Annotated in this window: 44 protein-coding genes; 2 read left to right on the plus strand and 42 right to left on the minus strand. The window is 36.8% G+C overall.

Annotation, left to right across the window (positions count from 1 at the left end):
• Positions 1-15 precede the first annotated feature (15 nt).
• From ACFVS2_RS20380 to ACFVS2_RS20500, 25 genes are all read right to left on the minus strand, one after another.
• Positions 16-261, minus strand: a complete 246-nt coding sequence (locus ACFVS2_RS20380; protein ID WP_390237031.1) for a hypothetical protein — start codon at positions 259-261, stop codon at positions 16-18.
• A gap of 58 nt (positions 262-319) precedes the next feature.
• A complete protein-coding gene (locus tag ACFVS2_RS20385) occupies positions 320-643 on the minus strand; it encodes a hypothetical protein (RefSeq protein ID WP_390237032.1) in 324 nt (107 codons plus the stop codon).
• Positions 644-681: 38 nt separating this feature from the next.
• Positions 682-879: a hypothetical protein gene (locus ACFVS2_RS20390; RefSeq protein ID WP_390237034.1), complete on the minus strand. Its 198-nt coding sequence runs from the start codon at positions 877-879 to the stop codon at positions 682-684.
• Between the two features lie 134 nt (positions 880-1013).
• Positions 1014-1202 (minus strand): hypothetical protein, encoded by a 189-nt coding sequence (locus tag ACFVS2_RS20395; RefSeq protein ID WP_390237036.1) that lies wholly within the window; start codon positions 1200-1202, stop codon positions 1014-1016.
• A gap of 33 nt (positions 1203-1235) precedes the next feature.
• A complete protein-coding gene (locus ACFVS2_RS20400) occupies positions 1236-1457 on the minus strand; it encodes a hypothetical protein (protein ID WP_390237038.1) in 222 nt (73 codons plus the stop codon).
• Between the two features lie 55 nt (positions 1458-1512).
• Positions 1513-1836, minus strand: coding sequence for a hypothetical protein (locus tag ACFVS2_RS20405; protein WP_390237040.1), 324 nt, complete (start codon positions 1834-1836; stop codon positions 1513-1515).
• A gap of 253 nt (positions 1837-2089) precedes the next feature.
• Positions 2090-2467: a hypothetical protein gene (locus ACFVS2_RS20410; protein ID WP_390237042.1), complete on the minus strand. Its 378-nt coding sequence runs from the start codon at positions 2465-2467 to the stop codon at positions 2090-2092.
• Positions 2468-2709: 242 nt separating this feature from the next.
• Positions 2710-3180 (minus strand): hypothetical protein, encoded by a 471-nt coding sequence (locus tag ACFVS2_RS20415; protein ID WP_390237044.1) that lies wholly within the window; start codon positions 3178-3180, stop codon positions 2710-2712.
• 49 nt (positions 3181-3229) lie between these two features.
• A complete protein-coding gene (locus tag ACFVS2_RS20420) occupies positions 3230-3610 on the minus strand; it encodes a DUF6908 domain-containing protein (protein WP_390237045.1) in 381 nt (126 codons plus the stop codon).
• 181 nt (positions 3611-3791) lie between these two features.
• Positions 3792-5027 (minus strand): DUF2325 domain-containing protein, encoded by a 1236-nt coding sequence (locus ACFVS2_RS20425; RefSeq protein WP_390237047.1) that lies wholly within the window; start codon positions 5025-5027, stop codon positions 3792-3794.
• Positions 5028-5767: 740 nt separating this feature from the next.
• Entirely contained in the window at positions 5768-5929 is a 162-nt protein-coding gene (locus ACFVS2_RS20430; RefSeq protein ID WP_390237049.1) for a hypothetical protein, read from the minus strand.
• Between the two features lie 139 nt (positions 5930-6068).
• Positions 6069-6653 (minus strand): hypothetical protein, encoded by a 585-nt coding sequence (locus tag ACFVS2_RS20435; RefSeq protein ID WP_390237051.1) that lies wholly within the window; start codon positions 6651-6653, stop codon positions 6069-6071.
• A gap of 130 nt (positions 6654-6783) precedes the next feature.
• Positions 6784-7089 carry a DUF5634 family protein gene (locus ACFVS2_RS20440; protein ID WP_390237052.1) on the minus strand — a complete coding sequence of 102 codons (306 nt, stop codon included), beginning with the start codon at positions 7087-7089 and terminating at the stop codon, positions 6784-6786.
• A gap of 236 nt (positions 7090-7325) precedes the next feature.
• A complete protein-coding gene (locus ACFVS2_RS20445; protein WP_390237054.1) occupies positions 7326-7877 on the minus strand; it encodes a hypothetical protein in 552 nt (183 codons plus the stop codon).
• Positions 7878-8033: 156 nt separating this feature from the next.
• The gene (locus tag ACFVS2_RS20450; protein ID WP_390237056.1) at positions 8034-8489 is read right to left on the minus strand and encodes a hypothetical protein; all 456 of its coding nucleotides are present in this window, start codon (positions 8487-8489) and stop codon (positions 8034-8036) included.
• Positions 8490-8498: 9 nt separating this feature from the next.
• Positions 8499-8801 (minus strand): hypothetical protein, encoded by a 303-nt coding sequence (locus ACFVS2_RS20455; protein ID WP_390237058.1) that lies wholly within the window; start codon positions 8799-8801, stop codon positions 8499-8501.
• Positions 8802-8860: 59 nt separating this feature from the next.
• A complete protein-coding gene (locus tag ACFVS2_RS20460) occupies positions 8861-9238 on the minus strand; it encodes a DUF4258 domain-containing protein (protein WP_390237059.1) in 378 nt (125 codons plus the stop codon).
• Positions 9239-9335: 97 nt separating this feature from the next.
• Complete coding sequence (locus tag ACFVS2_RS20465) at positions 9336-9968, minus strand: hypothetical protein (RefSeq protein WP_390237061.1); 633 nt, start codon at positions 9966-9968, stop codon at positions 9336-9338.
• Positions 9969-10190: 222 nt separating this feature from the next.
• Complete coding sequence (locus ACFVS2_RS20470; protein ID WP_390237063.1) at positions 10191-10547, minus strand: beta barrel domain-containing protein; 357 nt, start codon at positions 10545-10547, stop codon at positions 10191-10193.
• A gap of 96 nt (positions 10548-10643) precedes the next feature.
• Complete coding sequence (locus tag ACFVS2_RS20475) at positions 10644-11198, minus strand: hypothetical protein (RefSeq protein WP_390237065.1); 555 nt, start codon at positions 11196-11198, stop codon at positions 10644-10646.
• Between the two features lie 65 nt (positions 11199-11263).
• Positions 11264-11548, minus strand: coding sequence for a hypothetical protein (locus tag ACFVS2_RS20480; RefSeq protein ID WP_390237067.1), 285 nt, complete (start codon positions 11546-11548; stop codon positions 11264-11266).
• 126 nt (positions 11549-11674) lie between these two features.
• Complete coding sequence (locus ACFVS2_RS20485) at positions 11675-12301, minus strand: hypothetical protein (protein WP_390237069.1); 627 nt, start codon at positions 12299-12301, stop codon at positions 11675-11677.
• Between the two features lie 88 nt (positions 12302-12389).
• Positions 12390-14498, minus strand: a complete 2109-nt coding sequence (locus ACFVS2_RS20490; protein ID WP_390237070.1) for an AAA family ATPase — start codon at positions 14496-14498, stop codon at positions 12390-12392.
• A 68-nt stretch (positions 14499-14566) separates the two neighbouring features.
• Entirely contained in the window at positions 14567-14767 is a 201-nt protein-coding gene (locus ACFVS2_RS20495) for a hypothetical protein (RefSeq protein WP_390237072.1), read from the minus strand.
• A 168-nt stretch (positions 14768-14935) separates the two neighbouring features.
• Positions 14936-15502 (minus strand): hypothetical protein, encoded by a 567-nt coding sequence (locus ACFVS2_RS20500; RefSeq protein ID WP_390237074.1) that lies wholly within the window; start codon positions 15500-15502, stop codon positions 14936-14938.
• Between the two features lie 542 nt (positions 15503-16044).
• Here ACFVS2_RS20500 and ACFVS2_RS20505 point away from each other — a divergent pair.
• A complete protein-coding gene (locus ACFVS2_RS20505; RefSeq protein WP_390237076.1) occupies positions 16045-16356 on the plus strand; it encodes a helix-turn-helix domain-containing protein in 312 nt (103 codons plus the stop codon).
• A gap of 208 nt (positions 16357-16564) precedes the next feature.
• On the opposite strand, the gene ACFVS2_RS20510 is transcribed toward ACFVS2_RS20505, so the two are convergent.
• From ACFVS2_RS20510 to ACFVS2_RS20590, 17 genes are all read right to left on the minus strand, one after another.
• Entirely contained in the window at positions 16565-16714 is a 150-nt protein-coding gene (locus tag ACFVS2_RS20510) for a hypothetical protein (RefSeq protein ID WP_390237077.1), read from the minus strand.
• A gap of 113 nt (positions 16715-16827) precedes the next feature.
• Positions 16828-17199, minus strand: coding sequence for a hypothetical protein (locus ACFVS2_RS20515; protein ID WP_390237078.1), 372 nt, complete (start codon positions 17197-17199; stop codon positions 16828-16830).
• A 167-nt stretch (positions 17200-17366) separates the two neighbouring features.
• On the minus strand, positions 17367-17777 hold the full coding sequence (locus ACFVS2_RS20520) for a helix-turn-helix domain-containing protein (RefSeq protein WP_390237079.1): 411 nt from the start codon (positions 17775-17777) through the stop codon (positions 17367-17369).
• 300 nt (positions 17778-18077) lie between these two features.
• Positions 18078-18395: a hypothetical protein gene (locus ACFVS2_RS20525; RefSeq protein WP_390237081.1), complete on the minus strand. Its 318-nt coding sequence runs from the start codon at positions 18393-18395 to the stop codon at positions 18078-18080.
• Positions 18396-18602: 207 nt separating this feature from the next.
• Positions 18603-18911 carry a hypothetical protein gene (locus ACFVS2_RS20530; RefSeq protein ID WP_390237083.1) on the minus strand — a complete coding sequence of 103 codons (309 nt, stop codon included), beginning with the start codon at positions 18909-18911 and terminating at the stop codon, positions 18603-18605.
• A gap of 271 nt (positions 18912-19182) precedes the next feature.
• Complete coding sequence (locus ACFVS2_RS20535) at positions 19183-19737, minus strand: HD domain-containing protein (protein ID WP_390237085.1); 555 nt, start codon at positions 19735-19737, stop codon at positions 19183-19185.
• Positions 19738-19947: 210 nt separating this feature from the next.
• Positions 19948-20355, minus strand: coding sequence for a hypothetical protein (locus ACFVS2_RS20540; RefSeq protein WP_390237087.1), 408 nt, complete (start codon positions 20353-20355; stop codon positions 19948-19950).
• 105 nt (positions 20356-20460) lie between these two features.
• Positions 20461-20820, minus strand: a complete 360-nt coding sequence (locus ACFVS2_RS20545) for a spore protein H (protein WP_390237089.1) — start codon at positions 20818-20820, stop codon at positions 20461-20463.
• A 250-nt stretch (positions 20821-21070) separates the two neighbouring features.
• Positions 21071-21328: a hypothetical protein gene (locus tag ACFVS2_RS20550; RefSeq protein ID WP_390237090.1), complete on the minus strand. Its 258-nt coding sequence runs from the start codon at positions 21326-21328 to the stop codon at positions 21071-21073.
• Between the two features lie 21 nt (positions 21329-21349).
• Complete coding sequence (locus tag ACFVS2_RS20555) at positions 21350-21595, minus strand: hypothetical protein (protein ID WP_390237091.1); 246 nt, start codon at positions 21593-21595, stop codon at positions 21350-21352.
• 165 nt (positions 21596-21760) lie between these two features.
• Positions 21761-21991, minus strand: coding sequence for a hypothetical protein (locus ACFVS2_RS20560; RefSeq protein ID WP_390237092.1), 231 nt, complete (start codon positions 21989-21991; stop codon positions 21761-21763).
• A 54-nt stretch (positions 21992-22045) separates the two neighbouring features.
• Positions 22046-22270, minus strand: a complete 225-nt coding sequence (locus tag ACFVS2_RS20565) for a hypothetical protein (RefSeq protein WP_390237093.1) — start codon at positions 22268-22270, stop codon at positions 22046-22048.
• 44 nt (positions 22271-22314) lie between these two features.
• Positions 22315-22530 (minus strand): hypothetical protein, encoded by a 216-nt coding sequence (locus ACFVS2_RS20570; RefSeq protein ID WP_390237095.1) that lies wholly within the window; start codon positions 22528-22530, stop codon positions 22315-22317.
• A gap of 596 nt (positions 22531-23126) precedes the next feature.
• Complete coding sequence (locus ACFVS2_RS20575; RefSeq protein WP_390237097.1) at positions 23127-23519, minus strand: hypothetical protein; 393 nt, start codon at positions 23517-23519, stop codon at positions 23127-23129.
• 87 nt (positions 23520-23606) lie between these two features.
• Complete coding sequence (locus tag ACFVS2_RS20580; RefSeq protein WP_390237099.1) at positions 23607-23825, minus strand: hypothetical protein; 219 nt, start codon at positions 23823-23825, stop codon at positions 23607-23609.
• A gap of 202 nt (positions 23826-24027) precedes the next feature.
• Positions 24028-24252, minus strand: a complete 225-nt coding sequence (locus tag ACFVS2_RS20585) for a hypothetical protein (RefSeq protein WP_390237101.1) — start codon at positions 24250-24252, stop codon at positions 24028-24030.
• 115 nt (positions 24253-24367) lie between these two features.
• Positions 24368-24766: a hypothetical protein gene (locus tag ACFVS2_RS20590; RefSeq protein WP_390237103.1), complete on the minus strand. Its 399-nt coding sequence runs from the start codon at positions 24764-24766 to the stop codon at positions 24368-24370.
• Positions 24767-25730: 964 nt separating this feature from the next.
• Here ACFVS2_RS20590 and ACFVS2_RS20595 point away from each other — a divergent pair.
• Positions 25731-26420, plus strand: coding sequence for a hypothetical protein (locus ACFVS2_RS20595; RefSeq protein WP_390237104.1), 690 nt, complete (start codon positions 25731-25733; stop codon positions 26418-26420).
• The last annotated feature ends 42 nt before the right edge of the window (positions 26421-26462 follow it).

The following is a 26462-nucleotide window of genomic DNA, read 5'->3' on the forward strand; positions in this document are numbered from 1 at the left end:
ACACCATCTGTTTGTTTATATATCTGTATCCGACGAATCTCCTTCTTTACTTTTTCTCGCAAAGATAATAACGCAGTCTTCATCGCGATGTCCTTCCAGAAGAGATAGAATATGAAATCCTTTATTCTTTGAGGAGGAATTGATATTGGCATATATAAACTTCTCATTAGCCTCCTGATATACACCAGGACTCCCATCGAATGTTCTTTCCACATCATATGACTGACCGTCGATTTCGATTTTCCTTGAAATATCTCTCATATACTGACCTCCATTGTTTAAAGTGTCAACAAAGGGACTCCGACTTTTCATGTTTTGTCTATTTCCTCCAGATATAGACATCTACGTGCCCTTTGAGGGCGGATACATATTCTCTTTTCTTTTTGAAGCCTCTACGTATCAGCATTCCTTCGAAAACAGGATTTGTTACAAGTGGGAAGCGAATTGCGTTGTATTTTTCCTTCAAATATTCAATAAACCTTCCTACACTTCCGTTCCCCTGTTTAATTGAATAAAAAGCGGGAATCACTACTCCATTTTGTCGATCTTCGATCAAGTGCCCCATGATTCCATGAGTTAACCGCTGCATGTGACCAAGGGAATAAAAGGGATTGTTAACAGCCGTTGGACTGACATATGGCATTTTTAAGCACCCTTTCATTCATTAATAAATTGAAATCATTATTCACCTTTATATTCAGTGCCATTTTCCTTTGTCCATTTTGAGTGACCAACTAAATGTTCACCATTTGGGAAACCAGCTAAAGCGTAGTCTCTTAATGAAAATTGAAACCATAAACAGAAGTCAGTTGACCAGTTTTCTTGATAATTGTTTTTATAAACCTGTTGTGCCCATTCAACAGCTTGTTTTGCATCCATATAGCATCCTCCTTTTTAGTTGTAATTCTCGCTGTCTACACATTCCATTGCGTTCTTTCTGTTAATTGCTTCGGTTTCATCAGTAAGTAGAACGGACTAACAGATTCAACCTGATAGCACCCTCTATATTGAAGTCACATCTTATTTACAATCAGTTTTTCTTTCCTCCAAGTTATACAAGGGTATGGATTATATTTCACATAGCCAGTTTCATGCCACCCATCCCTCACTCGTTCTTCCCTATCTTTTTCATACTCTGTCATAGTTTCATACTGTATACTAACTACTTTAACTTCCTTTGTTTTAGAGAATATCTCTTTCATTTGCAAAATCACCTTTCAATAAAACTCACATTTTTATAGAATCGTAATGGATTTCACATCTTCTGACTTTGGTTCTACGTGCCTTCCCATTAATAAAAACAACTCCATTTTATCATTACACTTGAATGTAACCATTTGGCTATCACCATTTGCATAACAAAACACTACTTTATATTCCAGTTTCTTGGAATTCTCTCTTTCAGGCTCTCTTTCAAGATAGAATTTTTCAGTGTTTTGAATATCATGATGACTCATAATAACCGCACCTCTCATTAATAGATTTGTTTCGTTCTTTTAAAAACACAGGCTATTACGGGAACCGATTACTAATTTCCATCTGCTTACTTATCCAATTGTTATACTCTACATCAGATCGCAAATCTTCCTCTGACTTATTCCATGTTCGCTGCTCCATTGCTTCTTCAAATGTTAATGTAAATTGGAAATATGGCTTTTCACCAGCATTCAACTGTTCAACTATTTTTCTTGCCTTTTTTTCATTCTCTTCTCCAAATTTCTTTTTATATTCCATGAATATGTCATCTGCTGTCATATCATAAAAGATCAAATCTTCAACAATAGTTGACCAAATGCAATATTTATCGTCTGGTGACTTCAAAATTTGCCATGACATACATCTCTATTCTCCTTCTCATATATAAATTGAAATCATATTTTATTAAGACTGAAATTCGTTAATAGACAACTTTTTAGTAACTTTGTAAATGTGAAAATTAACACGTTTATCTCCCTTGTATTTATCTACCAAGTCCTTGACTTGCTTTTTGGTTTGATTCTCATGCACAATAAGTTCATGGTAGTTATTTTCGATTACAAGATACATATACTCGCCCCTTCTTAATTGATCTCACATGTTGTTAGCGAGGCTATAACAATTCTCTTGAACTATATACATCATATATGCTATACCGTGTATTGCCTTCTCCATCGTCATCAGGATTACGTTCAATACCTCGCCATAATTTGTCATTATACTTACTGTTTTGTCTCCATTGATCCTCATGCCATACACATACACCATCAAAGAGAAATACAAGCGATCCACTAATGTGATCAATGATCTTGATTTTACCTTTCAGTGTTTTTGCGAATGTAACAACCTCTTCTAAAGTTTCAAATTGATAGGTTCTTCCTTCACCCTCGAAAATGTATTCACTCTTTCCACTATCAAGATAGTTGATATCCAGACCATATTCCGTTTTAAATTCAGCTTCTTTTTCTTTTCCCAAATATCCGAACTCCATAACCCATATCCTCTCCTTTATATATCCCTACGATTGCAGCCTAAAATAAATACACTTCAAGATTCAGGATATTAGCAATACTACGTATTTAGAGAGAATATGCTATCGGTTTTAACCCGATAGCACCCTCTAAAGAAGTCATATTTTATTTACATTCTTTCGAAGCAAGCAAAAATATGGCATTCTCCGTGTTAAGCAGTTGTCCAAATCTTATCATATCACTCCCACTATCCACAGTAGTTTTAAAGATAGAAAGAATTCTCTACTTCCTTGATAAACACATCGTAGAAATAGCTGCGTTCATCGTCGGTCATCTCTCTACCAATTTGTTCTTCGAGATTCTTGATTTCAGCATCACTGTCGTAATTTACTCGAAGATCAAACACAACGTCTTCCAGCTTCTTGCGATGATAGCGGTCTTTCCAAGCTTCGAGATGCCCCTCTACGATTCCTTCCAGGTGCTCGCTAAGATATGCCTCCAAGTCATCACCAACCTCAATCTCGATTTCTTCTTCTGGTTTAACATTCCTTAGAATTTCTCTTGCGGCTTGTTGTCCCCATCGAAGACAATGATTCAGGTTATAGTTTTCATTGTGATATGCAAACACTTGCTCTTGCTCTTCATTCGTCAGTTGATTAAAGTCCTTTTCAATTTGATCGAAGTGACCCTTAATATTGGCAACCGCTTGAATGGATTGTTTACTAAGTTTCATAATAACCTCTCCTTTAGAAGTAAATGTTTGTTAAGTTATGTTCATAGAATTAAAGATAGTAAAAACGCCATTCTTTTGCACAAGTTGACGCAAAAGATTTTACATCTTTAAAATTGCCTGGATAGTAATAGTAGCAACCATTTTCAAATTGACCGATTAGTGTCTCACCAAGAACTTGTTCAAGGCGAATCGGATGCCATCTATTATCCTTAATCTCAAACACAAAAATTGGATCCGAAATCAAATCTCCAGCTTGTTCTCGATAATAACCCACAAACAACCTGTTTCCATTTTTCTCAATAGAAAAGTCCAGATAATTTGGTTTAATAATTTTGATTGTCTTTGCGTCCGTCGCATAAAATTCGTCAATATTCATCTTTCCGAATTTTTTGATGAGGCTTTCTACTGTTTTCCGAAACAATGGATACAAGAAAATCTCTCCTTTTTAGATAAAAATAGAACACTGTTTGAATAAATAAATATCTCCTGCTTTTTTGTAAATCCATTTATTATAGTTGTTTTCCAAAAATGATATAAGCTTGAATTCACGGAAAATGTAACGGATTTCTGATGTTCTACATAAAAAAAGCTCTCCTTTAGAGAGCTTCTTCTTACTCCGCTACGAGTGCCAATGTTTCTGCCTCTACCACTTTAGCAATCGTAATACTACTTAAACTCCATTCTGTAATAAATGGAACGTCTTGTTCTTTGCAGTATTTTTTAATTTGCTTCATACCTGTATGTCCCGATACTTTCAGGAGAAAAACGACGAGTTCGGCTTTTTTAACTAATGACTTGATTCGACTTATGGAATCTTTCGCGTCTGCCCATAAAAACATGCCGCCTCGTTTTTCAATTTCGAATTGATACTCCGCCTTGTTTGGCTCGTTACCAATCACCAAAATCGTTTTGTTCTCAAGTGTTTTAACCAAATCACTTTGAACCAACTCTTCTTCATCTTTCTCCTTATTGGGCTTTGGGGGAAGCATGTTCCTGCCCTTCTTCTCCGTGTTTTCTTCGAAACGGTGTACCCAAATGACTTTAAAACTCTCTGGTTTGTCTTCGTAGAAAGCGATATCGACAAGATCACCTTCTTTAATTCCCAAACGTTCAATATCTTTATCTTGTAATGTAAAAAACAGCTCTGGATTTTCCATTAAGTAAGCCTTTGAGCTTGACTCCATACTTTTTCTCACGAAGAAATTATTGTCATAAGATTCGACCAAACAAAAACTAATTTGAACACGTCCGGTACGTCCTGGGTTTTCACTTCTTTTGGCAAAATCATAAATAAATCTCTTTCGCTCACCAAATCCACTTTGAAGTTCTCTTGCATAGACATAATCATGATGTTGGAGATCTAATTTTCGAAGAGTAATTTCTGGCACATACCCTTCTATTGCGGGAACGAAGCCACCTTCTAATTTACGCTCAAATAAATAAACGGGACGAGAATCTACTAAGTGTGGATAGGTTTGTAATTGATTTTGTTCTTCACTTAGCAGTTTGTCAAATAACGATTGTGATTCATTCCCTACTTCAACTTGTCCTTGCTCTTGTTGTTTTTCTGGATCTTGTGAATCTACATCTGGAACAGATTCATTATTATGTACTTCATTTGTAACAGATAACACCTCTACTGGACTCGCTACCAAAGACGTTTCTTCTTGTATTGTACTGTGACTATGCTTGTTTTTGTTCTCCAATAAACGATGCATGGATTCGAAAAATTCAAAATACGATTGTATCAGTTCTTTCTGACTCAATATCGTTTCAAGAGTAGAGTTTTGAAGTGTTTCAATCAACTCTTTTTTACTCAGATTAAATACTTCATTTGGATCAAACATCAACAGCATCTCCCTACATTAGACTCTAACCACTTTATCCTAAGAATTAATCTGGTTATAATGGATATCATTCCCTTCTTATAATACATGAAATCACTCCCTATGATAGTTTCGGCATCGTCCTAAATGGTTCCTTTAATTGCATCATTTTTTCTGTATTGTTGCAAGTCGTTTGTAATCTGTGTAAAATATAGGTGAGCAAGTAAGCTGTTTAGACGGCTAAAACTGGCTCTCCTTGCATAAAGTAAAAAAAGAGGAACGATACTACCAATATCGCCCCTCTTCTCTTGTAGAAGCGTACCAGTGCCGCCTTTAGTGGTCGGTTCGCTCTAAACAACTATTTTTTTCGTTTTGAACGAGAACCGCCTCGGCGTCGGGAAGCGAAGGGGCGGTTCTTGGCGTTCGTATCATTAGAGGTCGTGAAGGATTTTGCAAGATGAGTGATGATCTCTCGAATCAAAATCCTTAGTGCCTCAAATACAATGATCATTAGCCATTCCATTTTTCGACTCACCTCCCTTCGTCGAATATTATCGACTCAGGAAGAGCGATCCGCTCCCCTAAAAGCAACAGGTTTCCCTATACGCCCTACATTTCTATTGTACTATGAAACTATTCCCTCTCAAATATTACCAAAGACCCATTTGCGAACACATGTTCCTGATCTTGTTATAATAAAAACCGCATGAAGTTGTTTCTGAAAATACTTCTGTATCGAGAAGAGACAGAATCTCATGAGACTACTTTAGATTTTTAAAGGCACTATTGAACTTCTCCCAAGCTTCATTCTCGGAGTCCGCTATGATCTCCACGCTTACACCAGGATATCTTTCATTTTTAATCTCAAATTTTTTAAAAGTCTGCGTAGCTCCAATAATTTGGATTGTCCACTCATTACTCATCCAACCACTCCTTTCATTTGCTCAAATCTCCCAATCCGAAGGAACGTTTTCAAAACACTATTCTAAAATAAACTTTAGCATCCCATATTTCAAGTCTCACATGTGAAAACGCCCCAATTCAAGGGGCGCTTATCCAAACCTACTTCTTAATCGAGTGATGGAGTTTGGTTGTACGAATTCGCTCAATAGCATGCTTTACACCCTCAATTTTTCCACCCAATCGAATTGCTTCATCTTCTAATCTCCTTTCCTTCAATTCTTCCAAAATAGGCACATCTTTTTCCAATGATTCTTCTAATTCAGCAAATGCCTCAACATACTGATTCAGGCTCTTTTCCAACCATAATACGTAAGAGTCGTTTGATCCGCTCTCTGCGTATGCTGAAAGCAGGTCATTGTCTTCAAGTATTACCAAAGGTAATTCTTCTTGAGGTTCATAATACATCTGTTCAATACCATCCTTTGGATAATATGCCGTATCAATTACCTTTTTTGTATCATCTTCATTCCATGGTTTCATATGTGGAATATTGTAAGCTTCAAATTCTTTTACCTCAAACATAAATCTGATCAATCCATCAGTTTGTTCAATAAAACCAATTGCTCTCCCACGCATATTATGGTCAAAGATCGTTTCAAACTCTTCAACTGCTGGCTCAAACTGAACAACAGGCTTTTTTCCACTTTTCAAAATCGAAATTAATTCATGTGCCATGATTGCCACGTATATTTCCTCCTCATTTTTCGCACGTCGACCACTTACATTATGTAACAAGTGACATGTTGCGTAAATTATATTTTACACTAAAAAACCCTAATAAAATGGAGCGGTTTTTCACTCCATTCTTTTAATCCTATGACTTTTCAATCTCTAAACGAGTAAAGACTTCTCCAAGTGATCCAAGTCCAAAAGCGAATTCTCTCCCGTCTTGCTCAATTGTCCATTGCTTTTTCTGAATCGCCATCGTTCCCGAATCTTCAACATATGGCATTTTCACAATGAATTGATTGCCAGCTTTTTGAATCAGGTATCCCATCCAAACGATATCTTCTTCCGACCTCGTGAATACTGTACAACCATCCACGCTATAACTGCTCTTAATTGAGTTTGCAAAATTCTCGATATCCTGCATAACAGTTTCTTTAGCAATAAAATTCATTCTGCCACCTCATCAGATAATTTAAAATTCAAACAAGTGATACATTAATCGTATCATTACAACAATCTCGAATCAAACTCCTCCTCTGTATCCAAAAACGGATTCCTTCTATTTATAATTTTTATATTGTAGTATTTACTAAGTGATTGATTCCCGTTAACAAATTAACAAGGTTCCTGTTTTCTAAAGATCATATAGATAATAAGAGAAAGGAATCCCTTCCTCCTTATGATGTATTAATTCAAATATCTCTTTCTAAAAGAAAAATCTTGGGGTATTTCCCCTTCATTTTTGAGTATTTTCGTGTAATTTCCTACCGTGGGTGGTGTCACACCAAGCTCCCAGGCAATTTCCTGTCTTAACATACCAGTATTCAATATAAGGTATTTAATTTTGTCCTTCAGTTCTTTTTCCGTCATAGGTATCTTTCTCCCTTTATGATCAGAAATAATCCCCGCTTCACGCTTAACTCTTTCTATCGTTGTAATAGATGTCCCTAAAATATCAGCCAATTCTTCATGTGTCAAATTTCGATTCATTGATAACAGATTGACGATATCCTCTGCTGTTACATGTACGAACCTATTACAATCCTTTGTCGAATAACCATAGGTATTACTCTTCTTTGTTTTTCTTCCCCATCCATATTGCCGATAAAATTCATATATAACTTCCCTGCTAACTCCAAGTCTTGCACCAATTTCACTTGCATTCAAATTTGGATTTTCTTCTAATATCGCTTCGACTTCACTCTTCTGTATAAGTTTACCCGCAATTTTGGATTTCATCTGTGCAACTCCATATCTTATAGTTTCAGATTCACGACTACAGTCAAATACCTTTTTTGGCAAAGTTAACAAATATATAACCTATAGTCAACGTTTTTACAGCACAAAAAAAGGAGGCTTTATGTGCCCTCCACTTTTCATCGGTCTATTTTGTATTCATGAAATTGCTTTCGCTTGCATGAGATTCACTATTTCTTTGTCATTTACATCCCAAATCGCACGATCAATTTTGTCCTTAATTTCATCAGATTTTCCTTCACCACCTGAAATTGACCAAAGAGAAACTTCGATGTTCCCATAGTTCGGTTCTCTATATACCTTCTTTCCATTGTGCCAATCAGTTCTCCCATCATCCAAACGCGGATACTCAAAGCCCCACTCCGTTTTACGATAGTAAAACTGCCCACTTCCAAAGGGTTTTTCGATTGAATACCAACCACATTTTCCTTGGATTGCCGACCATGCCCCATTCCAGGTAGTTGCAATCCAAAACAATTCTCCATCTATTTCTTTTAGAATCGGAACGTGATGATCTGCATGAAGAATGCGCGGCCATACTTCTTTTTTGAATCGATCTGTTTTTTCAAATTGGATAATCTCTTCTGCAATCATCTTCCGTGCTTATTTAAGAGATGAGGCAGATTTCGTAAGCACCTTTAAAGTGATTCGACCAGACTCGCCACCATAAACATCTAAACTAACTTTCCAACGGCTTTGTCCTTTTTTCGTATACGGTTTATAAACACTTCCTGTATACGAGTAAGCATTATTGATAGTGTCGGATGGAACACTTATGGAGTACGATCCCGAAAATTTCCACTCACCCTCCACATCCACACCTCCATTCGGATTCAACGAGATGTTTTGGTATGGCGCTTGGTTCACTTCTTCTTCTCCATCGAATATCAAATCTCTTGTACCCATTATTTATCACTCCTTATATTCTTTTCAAGATGACAAAGCCTTCTAATTTCTAAATAAACTTAGAGAATCAGCCCATTTCTTGTATCGAAAGAAACGAATAAATTCCCTACCATTGCTTTCAATTTTTCTTTGCCTTTTGAGCCTGAACGCTGATTTGACATAATAAATCTAAATGCCTTATTGATCCCAATCTTTTTCATTTGTGCGATACATTTTGCCATTTGATACATTTGGCTCGTGTAGTAAACAGTGATGATAATATACTCTCCATTACCTATTTCTTTAAATACGGCAACACGATTATTCCTTGTCGCTTTTACTAAGCCTTTTCTGGTAAACTCTCGTGCCCCTTTACTAACAACGCTTGCTACATTGCTCTTTTTGATGGCTCTATCATTCATTCGTTTGATAGCATGGTCAGTGAATATTAATCTCATTGCTTACCTCCATCGTTTTTCCTTTTGAATGAAAAAGCGCAAAAACCAAATATAAAAAGGAGAAGGAGTTTGTCCCTTCTCCTTGCTATTATCGTGTTTACTTTTTAACCACTTTCAATCCATATGCTTTGCTATTTCGTTCTCCTCTCATAAATGCTACATAACCTTCTGCGCTCAGATGGTTTCTGAAATTCGCAACGTTAATTTTTCCTTCCTTATCATTGAGACGAAATACTGCCGAAACATACTCTTCTGGAAGATTGGGGAACTCATCTTCGCCCCGATTGATAATACGAAACTCAGGTTTCTCATATTTCGGATGTTTCCATAATACCTGCCCACCATTTGATGTAACGATTTTTACAATGCAGTCGTCTGACAAACCGATGCCACTATTACTTTTACTCGAAGCAATGAGAAGAGGGATTTTAGCTTCACCAGTGGATCGACCAATCGTACCCATCGTACTGTTCTCCACAGCCCAATCATATCCCGTATCTTGATCTCCCAAAAAGAAGCGGCAACGGGTGCCTGAACGGAATATGCCATCCAAGACACGAAGAAGGTCATCAGGTGTATCACTGTTGTACCAGGTATCATTCAATACTTTGTACACTTTTACTTTCCCATCAGAAATTCTTTTTACTGTAACGATCTTAACCCCAAAGATGCCACCATCTCTTATTTCTAAAATCTCGGTTAATTTTCTAACTGTCGCCAAATTACTCATATAAAAAATCCTCCTCATGTGATGCAAAAAGCATCGCCAAGTTTGTAAAAAGATATAGTATCTTACGCAAAAATTGACATGTTCATAAGAGAGTGCTATTCGTTCTAACACAAAAGAAACACCCAACCTTGTTGTAAGATCAGGTGTATCGCATCTTCTTTAAAATAAATAGTCACTGTTAGCAAAAATGAATTTTATCAATTGCTTATTTGGCATGTTACTTTATCCTTCACTAATGATTTCTTTAATCTTCCTTAACTGAACCAATGAAATCTTCTGTATTCTACCGTATCCCTTAAAAACATCTCGTAGCTCATCTAAAATAGCCTGCGTTTCCTTTTCGTCAATAATTTCTTGCATACTACAATACAATCTCCAATCGGGCGTATAATCTGTGACCTGTTCAAAAGAATCTATATGGAATTTAATTGTCGTATATTCCATACCATCCTTCCAAACCTCGAAATATTTTCTCCCTACTTTCTTAATCACATATTCTTGAATTTCTTCTCCATGAAATCTGGCTCTGTTCCCTACAGGTTTCAATAATACTGGCATTCCCACCGTAATTTTTGACAAGATCAAAAAACCTCCTTAATTAATGTAATTACATTCCTTAAATGAAACTTGAATTCGTGAAAAAGAGAAGAGAATTTCCGAGCCATTGATAGTGTTTCATGATACGACTCCCCCTTCTGTCTCTACGGCAGTCCTTGCCATTTTAATTATTCCCGCTCTCAACAACCCCATAAAATCCATTGTATAGAAATCTCTGCTGGAAACCATTGGATTTGGATTTTCGGGAACCAAGGTCAGTTTATACTGATCTTTCACTTTATAACGATGTTCAGATACCTTACATAAAACATCCTCCGTCTCACTGGTAAAAATACCAAATCCAAAAATATCAGCTCCTGATCGTTTAAAGCATGGAACAATGAAACGAACATTCTCAATTCCATCGTTAATGATAGCCAAGACCAGTTCCTTATCGGTAACATGCTCACCCTTTTCAATCATATCCTTGATCTTTTTCATAGTGTAATCCTTCAAAAATTCGAGGTACATCCGAGTGCTATTCCAGACAAAATAACGCTTCCCTTGTTGGTCTGTGTGTACCCGTTTAGTGGCATTGCCACGACTAAAATCTACACGAATTGTGTCTTCGATGTTTGGATAATCGCATTCCAACCACAAATGCTGTTTCCCGCAAAATACACTGATTAACATATAATATCTCTCCTTGTTCCTAAATTATTTGAAATATCATTTGTGACAAATTTTGTTTCAACCAGTTACATCAAACTCATCATCTGAAAAGACTTTTCTACATCTTCTGCGGTTTCCCAAGTTTGCCACAGGCTTTCCCCAGCACTTGTATGCACACGATAAGCAACAAATGTTCCATCTGTATTCGGGTTCACTTCAATCTTAAACGGAATCGCTTCGTACTTGTCCTTTACATTGACTGTAATGGTTTCTGTTTGATTTAATACACCTTGCTTAAAAAAGGATTGAATAAATAATAGAGCCTGCTGATTTCCTGAAATTAGAACTGCGTTTGCTGTAGCTACTGCCATTACACATTCCCCCAAATTAAATTTGAAAATACTCTTCACCCTGTTATGTTGGTAACGTTATACTCTATGCAAAATAAGAAAAAGGATAAGCAAATGCTTACCCTTCATCAAAAAACAGTTTCGATATTACTTTTGTTTCTGAATCGCAGAGACAACGATCTGATAAATATAATTGCTGTCTTTTAAATACTTTTCATAATCATCATCGCTTATACCAAGATATTCTGGTAATTCAAGTTTAACCTCATCTCCAGCAGTATGCCAAACCTCAACATAATCATCAATGCGATCAACTGTTTCCTCGCCAGAAACACATTTTTCAATAAATGTTTTTGGACGAAACTTTTCCTCAAACTGATCCATTTGAAGAATCGCTCGTATTGCTTGTGGTGCGTATTGACCAACTCCATACTTTTGTCCGAGTGCAATGACTACTGCATGATCTAACGTCTCAGCAACCTCAAAACTGCGTTTTCCATTTACAACAGGATGAAAGTACGTCACAACTCCATTCTCTGTTCTTTTTTCTACTTGTACAATTGCCATAGAGTCACCTAAAAGGGTTGTTTCAACTGCTCTTTCTCTTCTCGATAAATTCAGAATTTCTTCGATTTGATTTTCTTTCTCTTGTTGTTCTTCATACATGTGCGCCATACCACAAATACGAGCCAATTGATATTTACCGTTTGGTTTGTCCAACAGCTCTTTCATGTATGTTACAACGTCCTCTGCTCCTTGAATATCCTTCAACATTAATAATCCTCCCTTGTTTAATCACATAGACTATCATCTCACAGAGAGACATCTATGAGAGATGCCCCTCCTTAACCATATAGATAAATTAGCCAGCCGCTTCGGTACTCGTTCCAGTCCCAACACTTGATCTTGTGTATCCAGAGGATGAACGCGGCTTCGAAGAAACGACCTTTTTGTATGACGACTTGATTTCTAATTCTTTACTACCACGGATCATAGTTAATGGTTTGTCTTTTGCAACACGAACTTCAATCGTTTGAAAACCTGGATCGTCATATGTCGTAATCGATTCTCCGTTATCCACAAAGACTGGGAACTTCACTCCAGACAAGGTACTAACCATATTTGAAATCTCCAGACCCGCTCGAATGGTTTCCGAAGTAGAGCAAATCTTCAACTCTTTCCCTCTGTAAAGAATCTCAAAGCAATCTTTCAATTCACCCGTAGATTCTATAGTTTTTTGCAAACGAATTTCCACGTCTTTGAGCTGCTTTTTAATTGTTTCGTTAAGAAGTTCAATCTTCTTCGCATTGAAGCTTTTCATGTAGTAGATCTTATTGCGAATTTCGACCTCTTTAACGCCGTAACCATCCATCTCTTTTTGACGGTTTTCCAAGTCCTTCCTCTGATCTTCTACTCGCTTGAGTAGAGAATGGCGATTGGATTCATAGGCAAGAACCTCTTCCTTTTCCTTTTGCAGACGTTGGATCTCAGCTTGAAGTTTGGCTTTTTCAGTCGATACCACCGCATCAAACTCCCGTTGAATACGAATGTTTTCTTCTTCCATTTTATCAACGCCAAGTTGCTGTATTTGAACTTGCAAAGCTTGAATGTTCTTTTTCTTCATCTCTTCAAATTCTTTCTCTTGTTTGCTGATGACAAGAAGTTCTTCCTCAATCAATTTCAAACGACCATTGATTGTATCGATAGCATTCTTTTTACCCACTTCAAATTGCTGACGATTTTGTTCGTCAGTTTCTTTCGCCTTGGCGATTTCAGCAAGTAGATTTTTCCCCTCTACCTCTAATTCTGCCAATGTCTTTTTCTTTTCTTGTTGCTTGCCTTCTAATTCTTGCTTGTCTTTCGCAACTTCCATTGCCAATTCTTTTGCAAGTATCTCTACACTCTCTTTTGAGATAGATTGCTTGCAATAAGGGCAATCATCGCCTTCTTGTACATGAACCTTTTTAGCATCCAGTTTTCTTGATTCTTGATCCAACAAACGAGCAGCTTCAAGATTATGTTTATAGTCTGTACGCATTACTTCCAATTTTGTTTCAATTCCAGTGAAATTTATTGGGGTATATTGTTTTGCCAACTCCACTGAAAGCTCTTGCTCTAATAGTGCCTTTTTCTTCATGAGATCTGATTTTTCCATCTGATGACCAAAGTTCTCATGTTGAATTTGTGCTAACTTCCCTTGCAGATCACCGCGTTTTTTCAACATATCTTTGATATCTTTCAGCTCAGGCTTGCGAGAAAGAAGATCTTCCAGTTGTTTATGCAACGAGGTAAGAGAAGCATCATTAAATGTTCGTTGTTCAGGAATGACGACTTTCTCTTTCAACTTACCAATATATCCTTCAAGCCATTTCCGATTATCTTCGAGTTGTTTCAATTCTTCGTTGCGATTTTTCAGATATTGGTTGGTTTGATCCACTTCGAAAGACTCTTTTTCCAAGTGCTCTCGATTCGTAGCATCCATCTCAGCCAAGATTCCCGCTTTTGTTAACGTTGGAAATAGACTTGCAATCGTTTTTCGAGACACGTCTTTATCCAAAGAGAGAAAGTAAATAGGATTAAACGCACATAGGAACAAATCCATTGGTATCAGTTCTTCTAATCGTCTTTGTGAAATGTTTTCATAATCAAACTTGATGGTCATAGAAGAGGTTTGTTTTCGCTCAAGTTCATGGATGTTCCCATTTTGATCTTTAAATGTCAAGATTCCAATAACAAATTGACAATCCTTATTGGTAATATTGATTTCCTTTTGCTTGCCAGCAATATTTCGACCTGTAATAATCCAAGCAATCAGTTCACCGATACTACTTTTTCCTTTACCGTTATCGCCAATAAACTCATTTTTACCTGTGGCGAAGTCAATCTCAACGGAATCTTTGAACCCACGAAAACCTTGTGCTTGAACACGAACTAACTCAATTGTCTTTAACGTATTCAAAGCTGCTATCATATAAAATCTCTCCTTCGAAAAGTAAGTAGTTAAATAACTGTCTATGCCTTGCTTATAAATAAATCCAATTAAAATAACTTTCCTTTTTCAATCTCATCGCGGAAGAATAACATCCCCAACAATGTGTACAGCCAAATTGTAAACACAGCACGAATTCCAACATGCCAGAGAACCGCAGCGCCCATGTCAGGTGGATGAACAGAAATCACAGCATTAAGCAAAATAGCTGTACCCATACAAAGAAACTTTGTCTTCCTGGTAGATGACATAACAATCCCCTCCTCAAAAATATAAAAATATGCCTTTTTTCTAAAATCATCTTTTGTTTTATGCGTTTCCTTGCGAGAAAATAGCAGGACAATACAAAAAGAGAAGCTATCAACAGGCAGCTTCTCTCATTTTTTGATGCGATTCTGAAATGGTCTTACGGTTACGGTTCACCTGCTCGATTTATATTTCCATTGTTCAACAAGTACCTTTTGAATCGTTCCTTTTCCTTGATAAGTCCAAATGTCAATCTTGCAAACTCCAGACTCCCATTCACCTACAGTAAAGGTCATCGCTTCGTCGTAAACATACCCATCAGCAGCTTTTATGATGTTCCCGCTTTTGTCGTATACATATACATTGAAATGCTCACTATAGTCTTTCGGATTTATGATATCCATCACAAGCATTACCTTGTAGTCGCCAGCTTTCAAATCCAAAAATAACTCAACTGACTCTTGTCCTTCAACAACCACTGGGTTTCTAAGCGTTGCATTTGTCTCGGTATATAGAGTAGGTACTTCTTCTAACAAATCGGAACGATCTATCTCATGAAGAATATCTACGATCCCGCGAACCTTCCCATTATCTCCACACGAAGAGGCATATTGATAATAGCGCGATATCAAATGAGGCTTTCCTTCACTAAAAAGCAATTCCAAGGTTTTGCTTGCCCCAGAATATGCCCCAACCGCACCTTGATCCAGGAACATCTGCAATTTGTCTTGAACACTCATGATTACTCACTCCTCAACCTTTTATTATTTCAACCTTTGCTTTCATTAACTACTCGTTACCAGGGTTTGTTTCATAATACGACATACACCAACATGCTCAGGTGTTTCACGAAACATCATCTTATTAGAAACCTTATAAAACCATGTCGGTTGTGGCTTTAGGTAGTGTTCCTATAGTGTTCCTATAGTGTTCCTATAGTGTTCCTAAGCACACAACAAAACACCTCCCCTGACTGGAACCGATAAAGCATATACCCCTGATTCCAATTACATATTTATGGTAGTAGCCATAGTACTATCTACAAATTGGATTTTTTCTCCTAAACTTGAGTTTTCCACTCAAATCATCGCCCCTTTTAATATCGTTTACAAAGTAACTGTAGACTCCTGATTCATGGTTCATATTCATATACTTTGTTTTATGCACCAATTTTCCTATTCAGTTTCTGTCAAAGCATAAAGTTATGTTTTTTGTAGGTTTGACAATGCGCCACCTGTTTCCATACAATAGTATAGAAATTAAAACAAACAGGAGATCGTATATGATAGGAACACGCTTGAGGGAATTAAGAGGTTCTAAATCACAAGATGAGGTAGCAGAACAATTGGGCATTGCCCGTGCTTCAGTAAGTCATTATGAAGTAGAGCAACATACACCAAATAAAGACATGTTAATCAGAATGGCTCTTTATTTTCAAACATCTGTTGACTACATATTAGGATTAACGGATGAAAAAGAGCCTTATTTACCTCCTAAACAAATGATAGACTTTTACAATCTCTTTTCGTCGCTCTCTGTTAATCAACAACGCATCGTATCAGATTTAATGGAAGAACTTTCGAAAAAACAATAAGGAAGGGAGTTGTTATCATCCAACTTCCTTCCTCATGAAAAATATTTAAATATCAATTTCATTTATCCTTATTGTCTAAGCGATATTGACGCCCCATCAAAATAATAGCAGTTGCCTCCAAAATCCACTCTTTTCCTTCGTTTAGATATTCCTTCTAACTACCGTTACTCGTATTCAGTTTGACTTTGTAAAACAAGTCGCATACCCCCTAAGAATAATCTTCCCACACAGGTTTATTATTCATATCATAAGTCAGTTCGGCTTGGTGTCCATTTTCACATTCAAAAAAAACTCCATTGATGCTCTTTTGAACCTCTACCTGATTACTTTGACATTGCGCACAAATGACTGTAAACATGCACTACGCCTCCTCATTTATCTGTCTAATAATGAAAGATCATATACCACTGTGAATCTTCATGTATCTACCCAGTAAAATTCCTTTCCCCCACAATCTTTTTACATTCTACCCTAATTATGAAACACAGGTTTATTCAGCCAGTCAATTTGCTGACGGTTTCGACAATCCATAACTGCCTTACGAAGTGCTTCTTCTGTCTCAGTTGAATACCGCGTAACATTGATTTCACTTACTTCTTCTCCAACCTTAACGATAACTTTCCATTTAGAATCATGACTATTCGATCGTTCAATTTCTTCAATAGATACAAGCTCCATCTCTTCAACAAAATCTTCTGGAATACTACGATAATCATCACAACCATATAAACATTTACTCATGACATGATCACCATGTTTATCGTTCAGCTCTTCCAAATAACGACCTTCTTTATGACAAAAATCACATTTTCCTACAGGTGTGATAGCTTTCATAAATAGCATTTTTAAACATCCTCCTTAAATATAAAAGAATATACTCCTGCTATATCAACGTTCCGTTTCTTTTATGCAGTTGAAACCTATTTCATTAGTATTTAATCCTCGAAAACAAAAAGAGAGGTGCTTTTACTATACTCTTTTAAAGCCTTGCTATTCTTCAACATTTTTCATTATTCCTCATCAAAAGATTTCTCTTTTTCCATAACTTCTTTGTCCAATAATTCTTTTCTTTGCTTCTCATCTCGAAAAAAAAGAATGACATTTTCGATTTCCTCTGGCATTGCTTCTCTCATTAACTCTTCAATCGTTATTCCGTAAAACCCTGTTAAGGAAACTAACATTGCAGATGATGGTTTGCGACGATGAGCTTCAACGTGATCAAGCGCTGATGAAGTTATAGATGTTTTTGCAGTTACGTCCGCCATGCTTGCATTTCGTTCCAAACGTATCTTTCTCAAACGCGTTGCGATAATAAAGGTATTAACTCTATCCTCCACCATTTCCTTGCTTATTTCCCTGCCACATAGTAATGAATGAATTTCATTTATTTGCTCTTGAGTCAGATTTACGCGTACCTTCATCAAGTTCCATCCCCTTTTGTATTTTGTTCATTTTTGATACCTTGATTATATGTCTCTTTCACTCTTAATAATAGTGAACTAATCAAAGAAATCAAAGCTTTCACCTTTATCGAAAACTTTCACTTTCTCTTCATCGGTGAATCATTTGTAAAATTTCCCCTCTTGTTCTCTATAAAATAACCCGTATCCCAATTTTTCTAAATGTGTCATGTCAGACTTCTCAGTCTTCTTTGGATTTCTACATTGCTGTGAGATTTAACATTCTTATAAGTATTTAACAACAAGAAAAAACAGACCTCGTTACAGGTCTGCATTCGTATTTTTTCGTGATACATAGATGGATTCGAAGAAGAGAATAATCGTTGAAACAGCATGAAAAAACCATCCAACAAATGGAATAAAGCCGAGAATAGATCCGATGATGCCTACGATATTACCTGTTACAGAATACTGCTTATTTGCAAGGGAGAATACTATGACCACTGCATGCAAAATTCCCGCAACAAGAAGCGGAGTCCATCCGTTTGATAAGATGATGATTCCTCCCAGGATCGGAATTGCTAATAAAACCTCCAGTCCAAAGGAACACCATTTTAACAATTTATGAATCGTCACCATTTGTAACACCTCCCTTTTTGTTCTTTTGATTTTCTGTTTTACCTTTTTCGTAAGTAATTTACATCATGCGCTTTTTTGTTTGACTATCAAATACACCAAACTCTGTTGTTGATCTATATCAATCCATATTTACTCTTCTTCTTCTTTGGTTACATGATAGTCCAATCTCATCCCTCTTTGATTCATCAGAGTTGAAAGCACCATGCATTACATCTTTGTGAAATCTTCTGCGCTTATCCAACAGGCATCGCTTCCTTTATCCCACTCAACGCGAATGTCATATTGCATGTGCCCAGATGTCAAAGTCGTTGATTTTACATCAATCACAATTCCAGTGTCTCCGCTAAAGAGTCCTGCATCTTCATAACTACTGGATACAAGTTCTACACGGTCATCCACTTCATAATCTGGCTGTTGCAAATCTTTAATAGCTGTTAGTAGTTCCCTTCTGTAATGATTTACGGCTTGATTAACAGCTTCGGGTGCATCGACTTGTTCCGACTGCCACTTGTTCAATTCCGAAATCGTTCTTTGCATCTTTTTTATGAACGGTTCTATAATCGATCCCTCCTTCCAAACATTTTTACATCATAGTTAAAATCGACCAAACTTATAAACAAATCGTGTTTGACGTTTCATAAAAAAAAGACCCTATATAAGAGTCTGTTGTATTCGGGAGTCGAATAGATTTGGTTAAAAGCGAAAGAACCTATTTTTTATTCGAAGCTGATATCTGGATTGTCTTAACAAAGATCCCAGTAAATGTACTTATAGCCAAACAACATTTTTAAGCCCCTGTCTTGAAAAACAATTCTACCTGCTCTTCATACTCAAGGAAAAATGCAGGAATCAAGTCTAAAGGAAGATTTTCTTTCCCACTTTTTGCAACACCAGAAAAATACCAATACTGATCCTCTTTACCTCGATTAAAGGACTTCCATATATCCTCACCAAGTATTGGATAGATTTGGATCAGCTCCAGTAAATTTGCAAATTTATCTGCGATAACTAAAGCTTTTTGCTCAAGCGTTGCGAACTTGAGGTGTTCAATTGTGTGCTCTTTTCTTTCTTGCCATGATTTACTTTTATCTTCCGTATTAAAAGCAACTAAATCAGAAACAACTTGCCCGAATTCAAATTGAATCGCCTCTATTGTCACATCCGTATCCTCTACCGTATCGTGAAGATAACCTGCTGCTATCACAACAGGAGACATTTCCGCTTCTTCGAGGATCGTTGCTACACGAATCGGATGTACAATATACGGTGCCCCTGTACTTTTTCTTGTTTGTCCATTATGAGCTTTTGTTGCAAATATTCGAGCTTTCTCTATTAATGTCATCTTTGTCCCTCCTTCGTTGACTCTAATACAGTTTCTTTTTTAACCTCAATGACTTTCTCAAGCAAAAATTTGCGAATGCATGCTTGTATGAGGGCTTGTACGAATGCATCCACATCATTTCTAAGGAAAATCCAAGATAACGCTTAGCATCCTTCGAATCGCTACCGTATTCCACCTCTTACGACCTTGCCACGTATACAAGTCCTTTTGTCATTGTGCAAACTCCTCCATGTGCTTTTGTACGCAACGCGGCTGTTGAATTGTCCAGGACAATCCGCAATCACAGTCGATCTCTTCTACTGTTTGACCAACCAAATGAAAACCAGCTTCAAGTTTATTGCCACAGTTACATTCAAAAACAAAAGAATGAATAGGAATGACCTTGCGTGTATCCAATCGCTCTTCTGCCCACTTACAAAACGATTCAACTGTCATCGAACCTTTGCTATCTATTAATTGGTGAGATGAATAACCTCTCACTACTTCATACTCTATGATACTCATTTTCGGATAACGTTCATTATTTTTAACATTTAGAACCATCCGTTCTGAATAAAATCGATCTTTCTTTCCGTTTGAGTAGATTCCACCTACCACTATTTCATCTCGTTTTAACACTTAAAGCTCCCCCTTTATTATAAAATCTAATATACTTAAAGCTGTTCATATCCGATCCTATGAGCACCGATTAGTACATAGGATGCCGCTAACCAAAGTGTAAATTCAATAGATCCCTGCGAGCACATTGCCAAGCATTTCTTTGACTTTTTTCGTAACAGCACCATTCTCATTGAAAACCATTTCACTATACTTTCTTGGATTAGGGTTATCAGGGTCTTTATCTTGACAACCCTCTCTATTTAGCTGGTATTGAAACAAACTTTCCTGGCACCATTTAAGACCGCCCCACTTAACCCAAGGGCTATCAGAAACTCGAACAGATAATACGCCAGATGGATAATTACCATCACGTCTTAAAATAAACAGATACTCATCAAGTTGCGTTGCCCAAGGCTTATATGAGTTTCCAAACATCACAACATGATCTTCTGAAAACGCAACTTTAACGATCAAATCTTTCATCCTCTTTCCTCCTTGTACAATAGGTAAAAATCATTCACTTGATTCTTCCTTTGCGATCATAAACAACATTCCATTTTGAACCAGATTCATTACATTATGCTATTTATGCGTGCTGAAAGCTGAGTCTACTTCACTAATCTGCTTACCATGTCTCCAGATAGCCTTGATTTTTCTTACTGGATACATTCATCCGCTTCTTATAAAGAGAAACAAGTTAGTTGATCACGCCTCGCAAATACTCTCAAATATATTACAACTGTTCCTCATGGGCTTCCTCTTCCTCTTCTACTTTCCACGAACCCACCTTTGGACAAGAATCAAACAGTTTTTGTGCTGCTGATTCTGTTCTTTTTCTGTTGGTAAATCGTTTCGTATTGATTGTAATGGACTTTTCACATATAGGGAACTTCTCTCTTTGGACTGTGTAGGTCTTCCCTGTCCAATATCCATAGTCATTGCTCTGATAACTAATTGATTCTGTAGAAAGAAAAATCACGTAACTGTTCAATGAAATCCACCTCTTACTTCACTAACTACTTTGTGTTATTTCATCTATTTTTTGTTTTAACTCAGTCCAACACTCTGGAACCCAACTTTTCACTTCCATTCCTCGATAAGCCTTAATTACCTCAGAACCGTTACTCATTGCAACTAATCCACAACCCACTTCAACGCATTTCCATCCCTTATAATTTCCTTTACCGTTGTAGACCAAGGCAATTTCTTCTTCAGTCATATTGCCATACCAATTTTTTTCCCGATTGCTGGCAATCATATTACCTTTCCTCCATAACTACTAAGATTGAATGTTCTTGATTTCTTAACAACAATTGCATTTCCACGTTCCATCAACTTGCTTTGTATGTTCTTTATAAGTCCTCTCCTCCGTTCGGACAATTCATTTTATTTCACCTCTATTCTCGTTAGCTATTGAGTAAAATTAATACCCTCCCTTGTTTTCTCTTAGCCATCCCTTTAAGGCAACATGTGCCTTCGCAAATACTAATTGCATATCGCAATCTTGAACATCAATTATGATTTCACCATGTTTTGGATGTGTCATTTTATAGCCGATGGTTATACGCCAATCCATAATACTCGAATGATAAATTTTCAAAGACCACTGATAATCATTTGTGATTTCATCGTAGAACCGCAGAAAATCTTGCATCTTATTTATATCCTCCTTTCCTCCTTTATCTCAGTAACTATTAAGATAATAGTCTTATGGATAAAACTTGGCATAAAGTCGGTCAAACTGCTCAAGCACAAGCCAGCTCACTTTTTTTTCATCCCAATCCGCACGACCTAAAGCATTAAACATACCTAACTGTAGATCATTGAACTCGTACCCTTGTTTTTCAGCCTTATTAATCAACCGTTCTACTCTACGTTGTAGAGCAGTTTTCTTAGGTTGTGGTGGAACATCTACCCAAATTTCCTTTCGCATGTCTACTCACTCTCCAAGCCGATCTATTCACAATAACTATTATGTTAAACAGCGTTCCTACGCTTGCCTTCAACGGCAACTTTTCTGATTATTTCCCAGAGTTCATACTTAGACAGTTCTTCATAGGCATCAATAACTTCGTCTGGTATGGTTTCGTAAGCTCCTTCTATTTCCATGATGCGATCTATAAATGATCCCTTTGCTGTGAAGGGCGTATTTTCCATAAGGTAGTCCAGCACTACTTTTGCCGACTTGCTCATCAAGTTCACTTCCTAACTATTGAGTAAAGTCACCAGTGCATTCTTTTGATTTTTTTATTTAGATCGTCCCAATTCTTGCTTTCCTCCCATAACTTGCCCTTCAAAACAGCTCCTTGGAGATACGTATTTGCGCTAAGATACCCATACTCATTATCGAAATCATTGTAGGATCCAAATTCGTAGAATGCCCTTACCCCACTACGCTGCATTACTAAAACAATAATATTACTTAACATTTAATCACCCTTCTTTCTAAACGAATCATCCTACACAGTTTGCAAAGTACTTAACTTAGCGAAATGGTGATCGTGAACTCCGGTTTGATTCCTTTTGGCAACAGGTAATCAGTGCGGATTGCTCCTGTTACTCTCGATCAAACTTTTGTAAAATGCTTGTTCCACATACTACACCTATCGACCTCGTTTTTTCCTAACCATTGGTCGTAAGTAGACGAAGTAAAAAATTGCTCCGACAACGAGAATGCCAAATATGATGTACTTTACGATCAAGTTATTTGTAAGGACTGAGCCATATATTGAAAGACTAATCATAATTAACACGAAAATATCGGCAAGGCGTTCCAAATATAATCACTCCTAATGTTGCTCTCTCTTATAAAACATAACTTGTGCTACCAAGAAGCTAATTCCAAAAAACGCTGCGAGTGTGTACAGAATGGCAGAGCTGATCTCTTCACCATAGTTGGTGAACAGGAAAAAAATACCTTTGACTGCAATGACTGTGGCCGAGATGTACATATAGACAGAAGACACAAGCATAGCTACAGCAACTATCCAAGCCAGATTCATCGTAATGTAGTGATTTTTTAATCCGCAAACCCACTTGCTTATATCGTCAGAAAGAACATAGATCAAGGTGAATGTCACATTCATTTGAAGGCTATTGCCCATCCCGTATGACGGAAACAAAAAATTAACCATAAAGATCAACGTGGCCCATAAAAATCTATCTTCCCATCTCTCAAACAAACGGTATACCTCCAATCATTTTTATAGATATTATCCCTTACCCCTCTTACAAAGAAGGGTATTTAACACATTGAGCAATAAGTAAAATCAATGCTTTTCAAACCACAAACAAATATTCCTCGCATCCTCCCCATCTGGTTTTAAGCGACAAACGTTCCCTCTTAAATCCAAAGCATAGTCATAAGTATAATCATTCATTTTATTCAATGAATCTTCGAAAGTTTTAATGTCCCGAGTGACGGCACCGTCATACACATGTGTAAAACCATCTTTTTTTGCTTCTTCAATAACCTCAAAAATCGACATGATCGGAACGACTCCTTTACATGCTGAGCATATTGTTAACTGTATAACTTCATAACGCCCGCTAAAAATTCTGTTAGAGATTTTAACATCCATAAAACCGAACTACCTATAGCAATTAAACAAATAGTCCTCACTATATGTACTTTTTGTTCTAATTTCATAGAGATACTCCCCCAACTTTTCATACTGGGCATTTTGATAACTAAACACGATTAGAACTTCTCAGTACAACCAAAGCATCTTCAATATCTCTCGTCTTGTTCATAACAAGAGCCATAAGATGAGTGTTATCAGATATTGTATTTTCTTTATACGATTCCGAAAGGTTCACTCCGCCTTTGCACTCAGCAATTTCATGTTGGCAAGCTCTTATATACCTGTTATTGGATTCAAGCTCATTTTCCAAAATTTCGATTGCATAATTCACTGACCAAACATCTCCTTTCAACTCATACATTTTAATCCAGGCGAGTATGGTTTACTCTCCGTTCGGCACACGTTATTACTATTCAGAATTCCCTTTACTTCCTTGTACAGAAACCTTAATGCAAAACATCACTTACATCATCCAATATCCAATCCGTATCAAAATTTTCAATTGGTGGCATTTTCCCTAAACGCTCAAATGCAGATTTTTTCATTTCATCCAGATGTGCGTCAAGATTATCAGTCCTTTCAACAATTCGTTTTAACGATTCGCCTATTTTATAAAGAAACTTAATTGAACTCTCTTTGGATTCTGTTAACATCACAATCTCAGAATTCATTGGTATGTTGAAAATTTTCGTACCAGATGTTACCTCTGAGACATTTACATTTTCCTTCAATGGAATGGCGCAAAATCGGTATTTTCCTACTGTAATTTCATGACCAATTGCTGGCTTCCATTTATCAAATGCTAAGTAAAAGCGTTGAGCTTGTTCGTTTACTGTAATCTCCATATCCTTCACTCCTTCTGTCGCATTTGGAACCCCGTATATTGTTTACTTGACTACACATTATTTTTAATGGCGGCAATTACACTCTTTTTCATTTCGTTGAACTTGAAAAAAATCGAAGCACATGCGAGCCTGTCGCCTTTCTTCAGATGATTTTGTAATATCTCGGACTATCCTAACTTGTTCTAACATTTTGTTGTGCAACACATGCCATTCACATTTCTCAGCCATTGTTGACCTCCTTTTATATATCTTTTTGGCATTATGTATCCAGGCGAGTACGGTCTGCTCTCCGCTTGGTACACAATAACTATTTTGCTTAACGTATTACTTCCGCATCATTGATTTTTAAACCCTCTATCACATGAACCTTATTGTTACTTGTGAACTTGTCCATTTCCTCTTCCGTTTCAAACCATGCAAAAGTAGTTCCTTTATCATTTTGAAACAGTAATCAGATTACATTTTCTGATTTAATCCCAATCTTGTCCTCGAATAACTCTACCTTTCTTATCTCGATCAATCTCATATTGTCGATAACAATCCTCGCACTTGAGTCGTTCGTCGTTCCGCGTTGATTCTCCGCATCTTTCTACTTGTTCATATTTGCTAAAACCACCGTTTTTGGTGATTTTCCGTGTGATAGTGATTGCTTCTTGTACCCAGTAGACTAATATTCCACCACAATCACACAAGGGTTTTTCATACACGATAATTACCCCTTTCGTTAATTGTGAAAGTAAGTTGTCGCAATCGTTATTTAAACATCTGACTCTCACCTTGATATTGTGATGCTGAAAACGAGGCACCCCGTACATAATAATTCCGATCCATTTACGAAATGTGGTTTCCATATACAAATTATATCATTCATTAGTGTTTTAGTAAATTATTTTTTACATTTACTATTTGGCTTGCTATGATATAATGAAACTACTTTGTCATTTGGAAAGCAGGTGTTTCCTGATTGTTTGAAACAGAAACGAATTTGAAAATCTACGAGAAGAAGACGGTTGCTCATCACCGAAAAAACTGGTACAGCGAAATAAAACAGTCTTCCGATTTTTATTTGTTTCAAGGCGAATCCCTTCCTGAAGAAGTTGTCAGACATCCAAAGTTTTTGCCGATCATATCGTATCTTTCGGAGATTTTTGAGAATGCGAAAGCCTATAGAAAAGATCATTTACCTTCTGAACTTATAGATGAAGTTCTATATTATGAGCAAAAAGGTCAACTTTGTGTTCATATGTCGATAATCACCTATGCTTTGCTCTACCACAACAACATTGCGGACGAAAAACGAATGAAATATGTTCAAGGCTATTATCATCACGAAACCAGGACGAATAACTGGATAGCGGGACTGATGGGGAATGCACATATTGGGAGTCATGCTTGGATCACAATCGGAAAAGCTGTTGTCGACGTTAGCATCAAGCAGGAAGAGTTGTTCTTTGACTTTGGAACCTACCCTATCATTCTTGGTAAGGTTCCATCCGGGATGACATTGAAAGGTTTTACAGAACCTAAAAAGACTGTGAACAAGTACATGGAGACGTTTGCTAAAAGACGCAATGTCTCTATACAAGAATGGATAGAATATCACAATCAAATGATGGAAGAACTCTCACATGCTCTTCAAAAGAAAACTCTATAGCAAGAAAAAAAACTCATATTAACAAAAAAAATAAACAGCTAC

Source organism: Brevibacillus sp. NPDC058079 (assembly GCF_042885155.1).
Lineage (GTDB): Bacteria > Bacillota > Bacilli > Brevibacillales > Brevibacillaceae > Brevibacillus.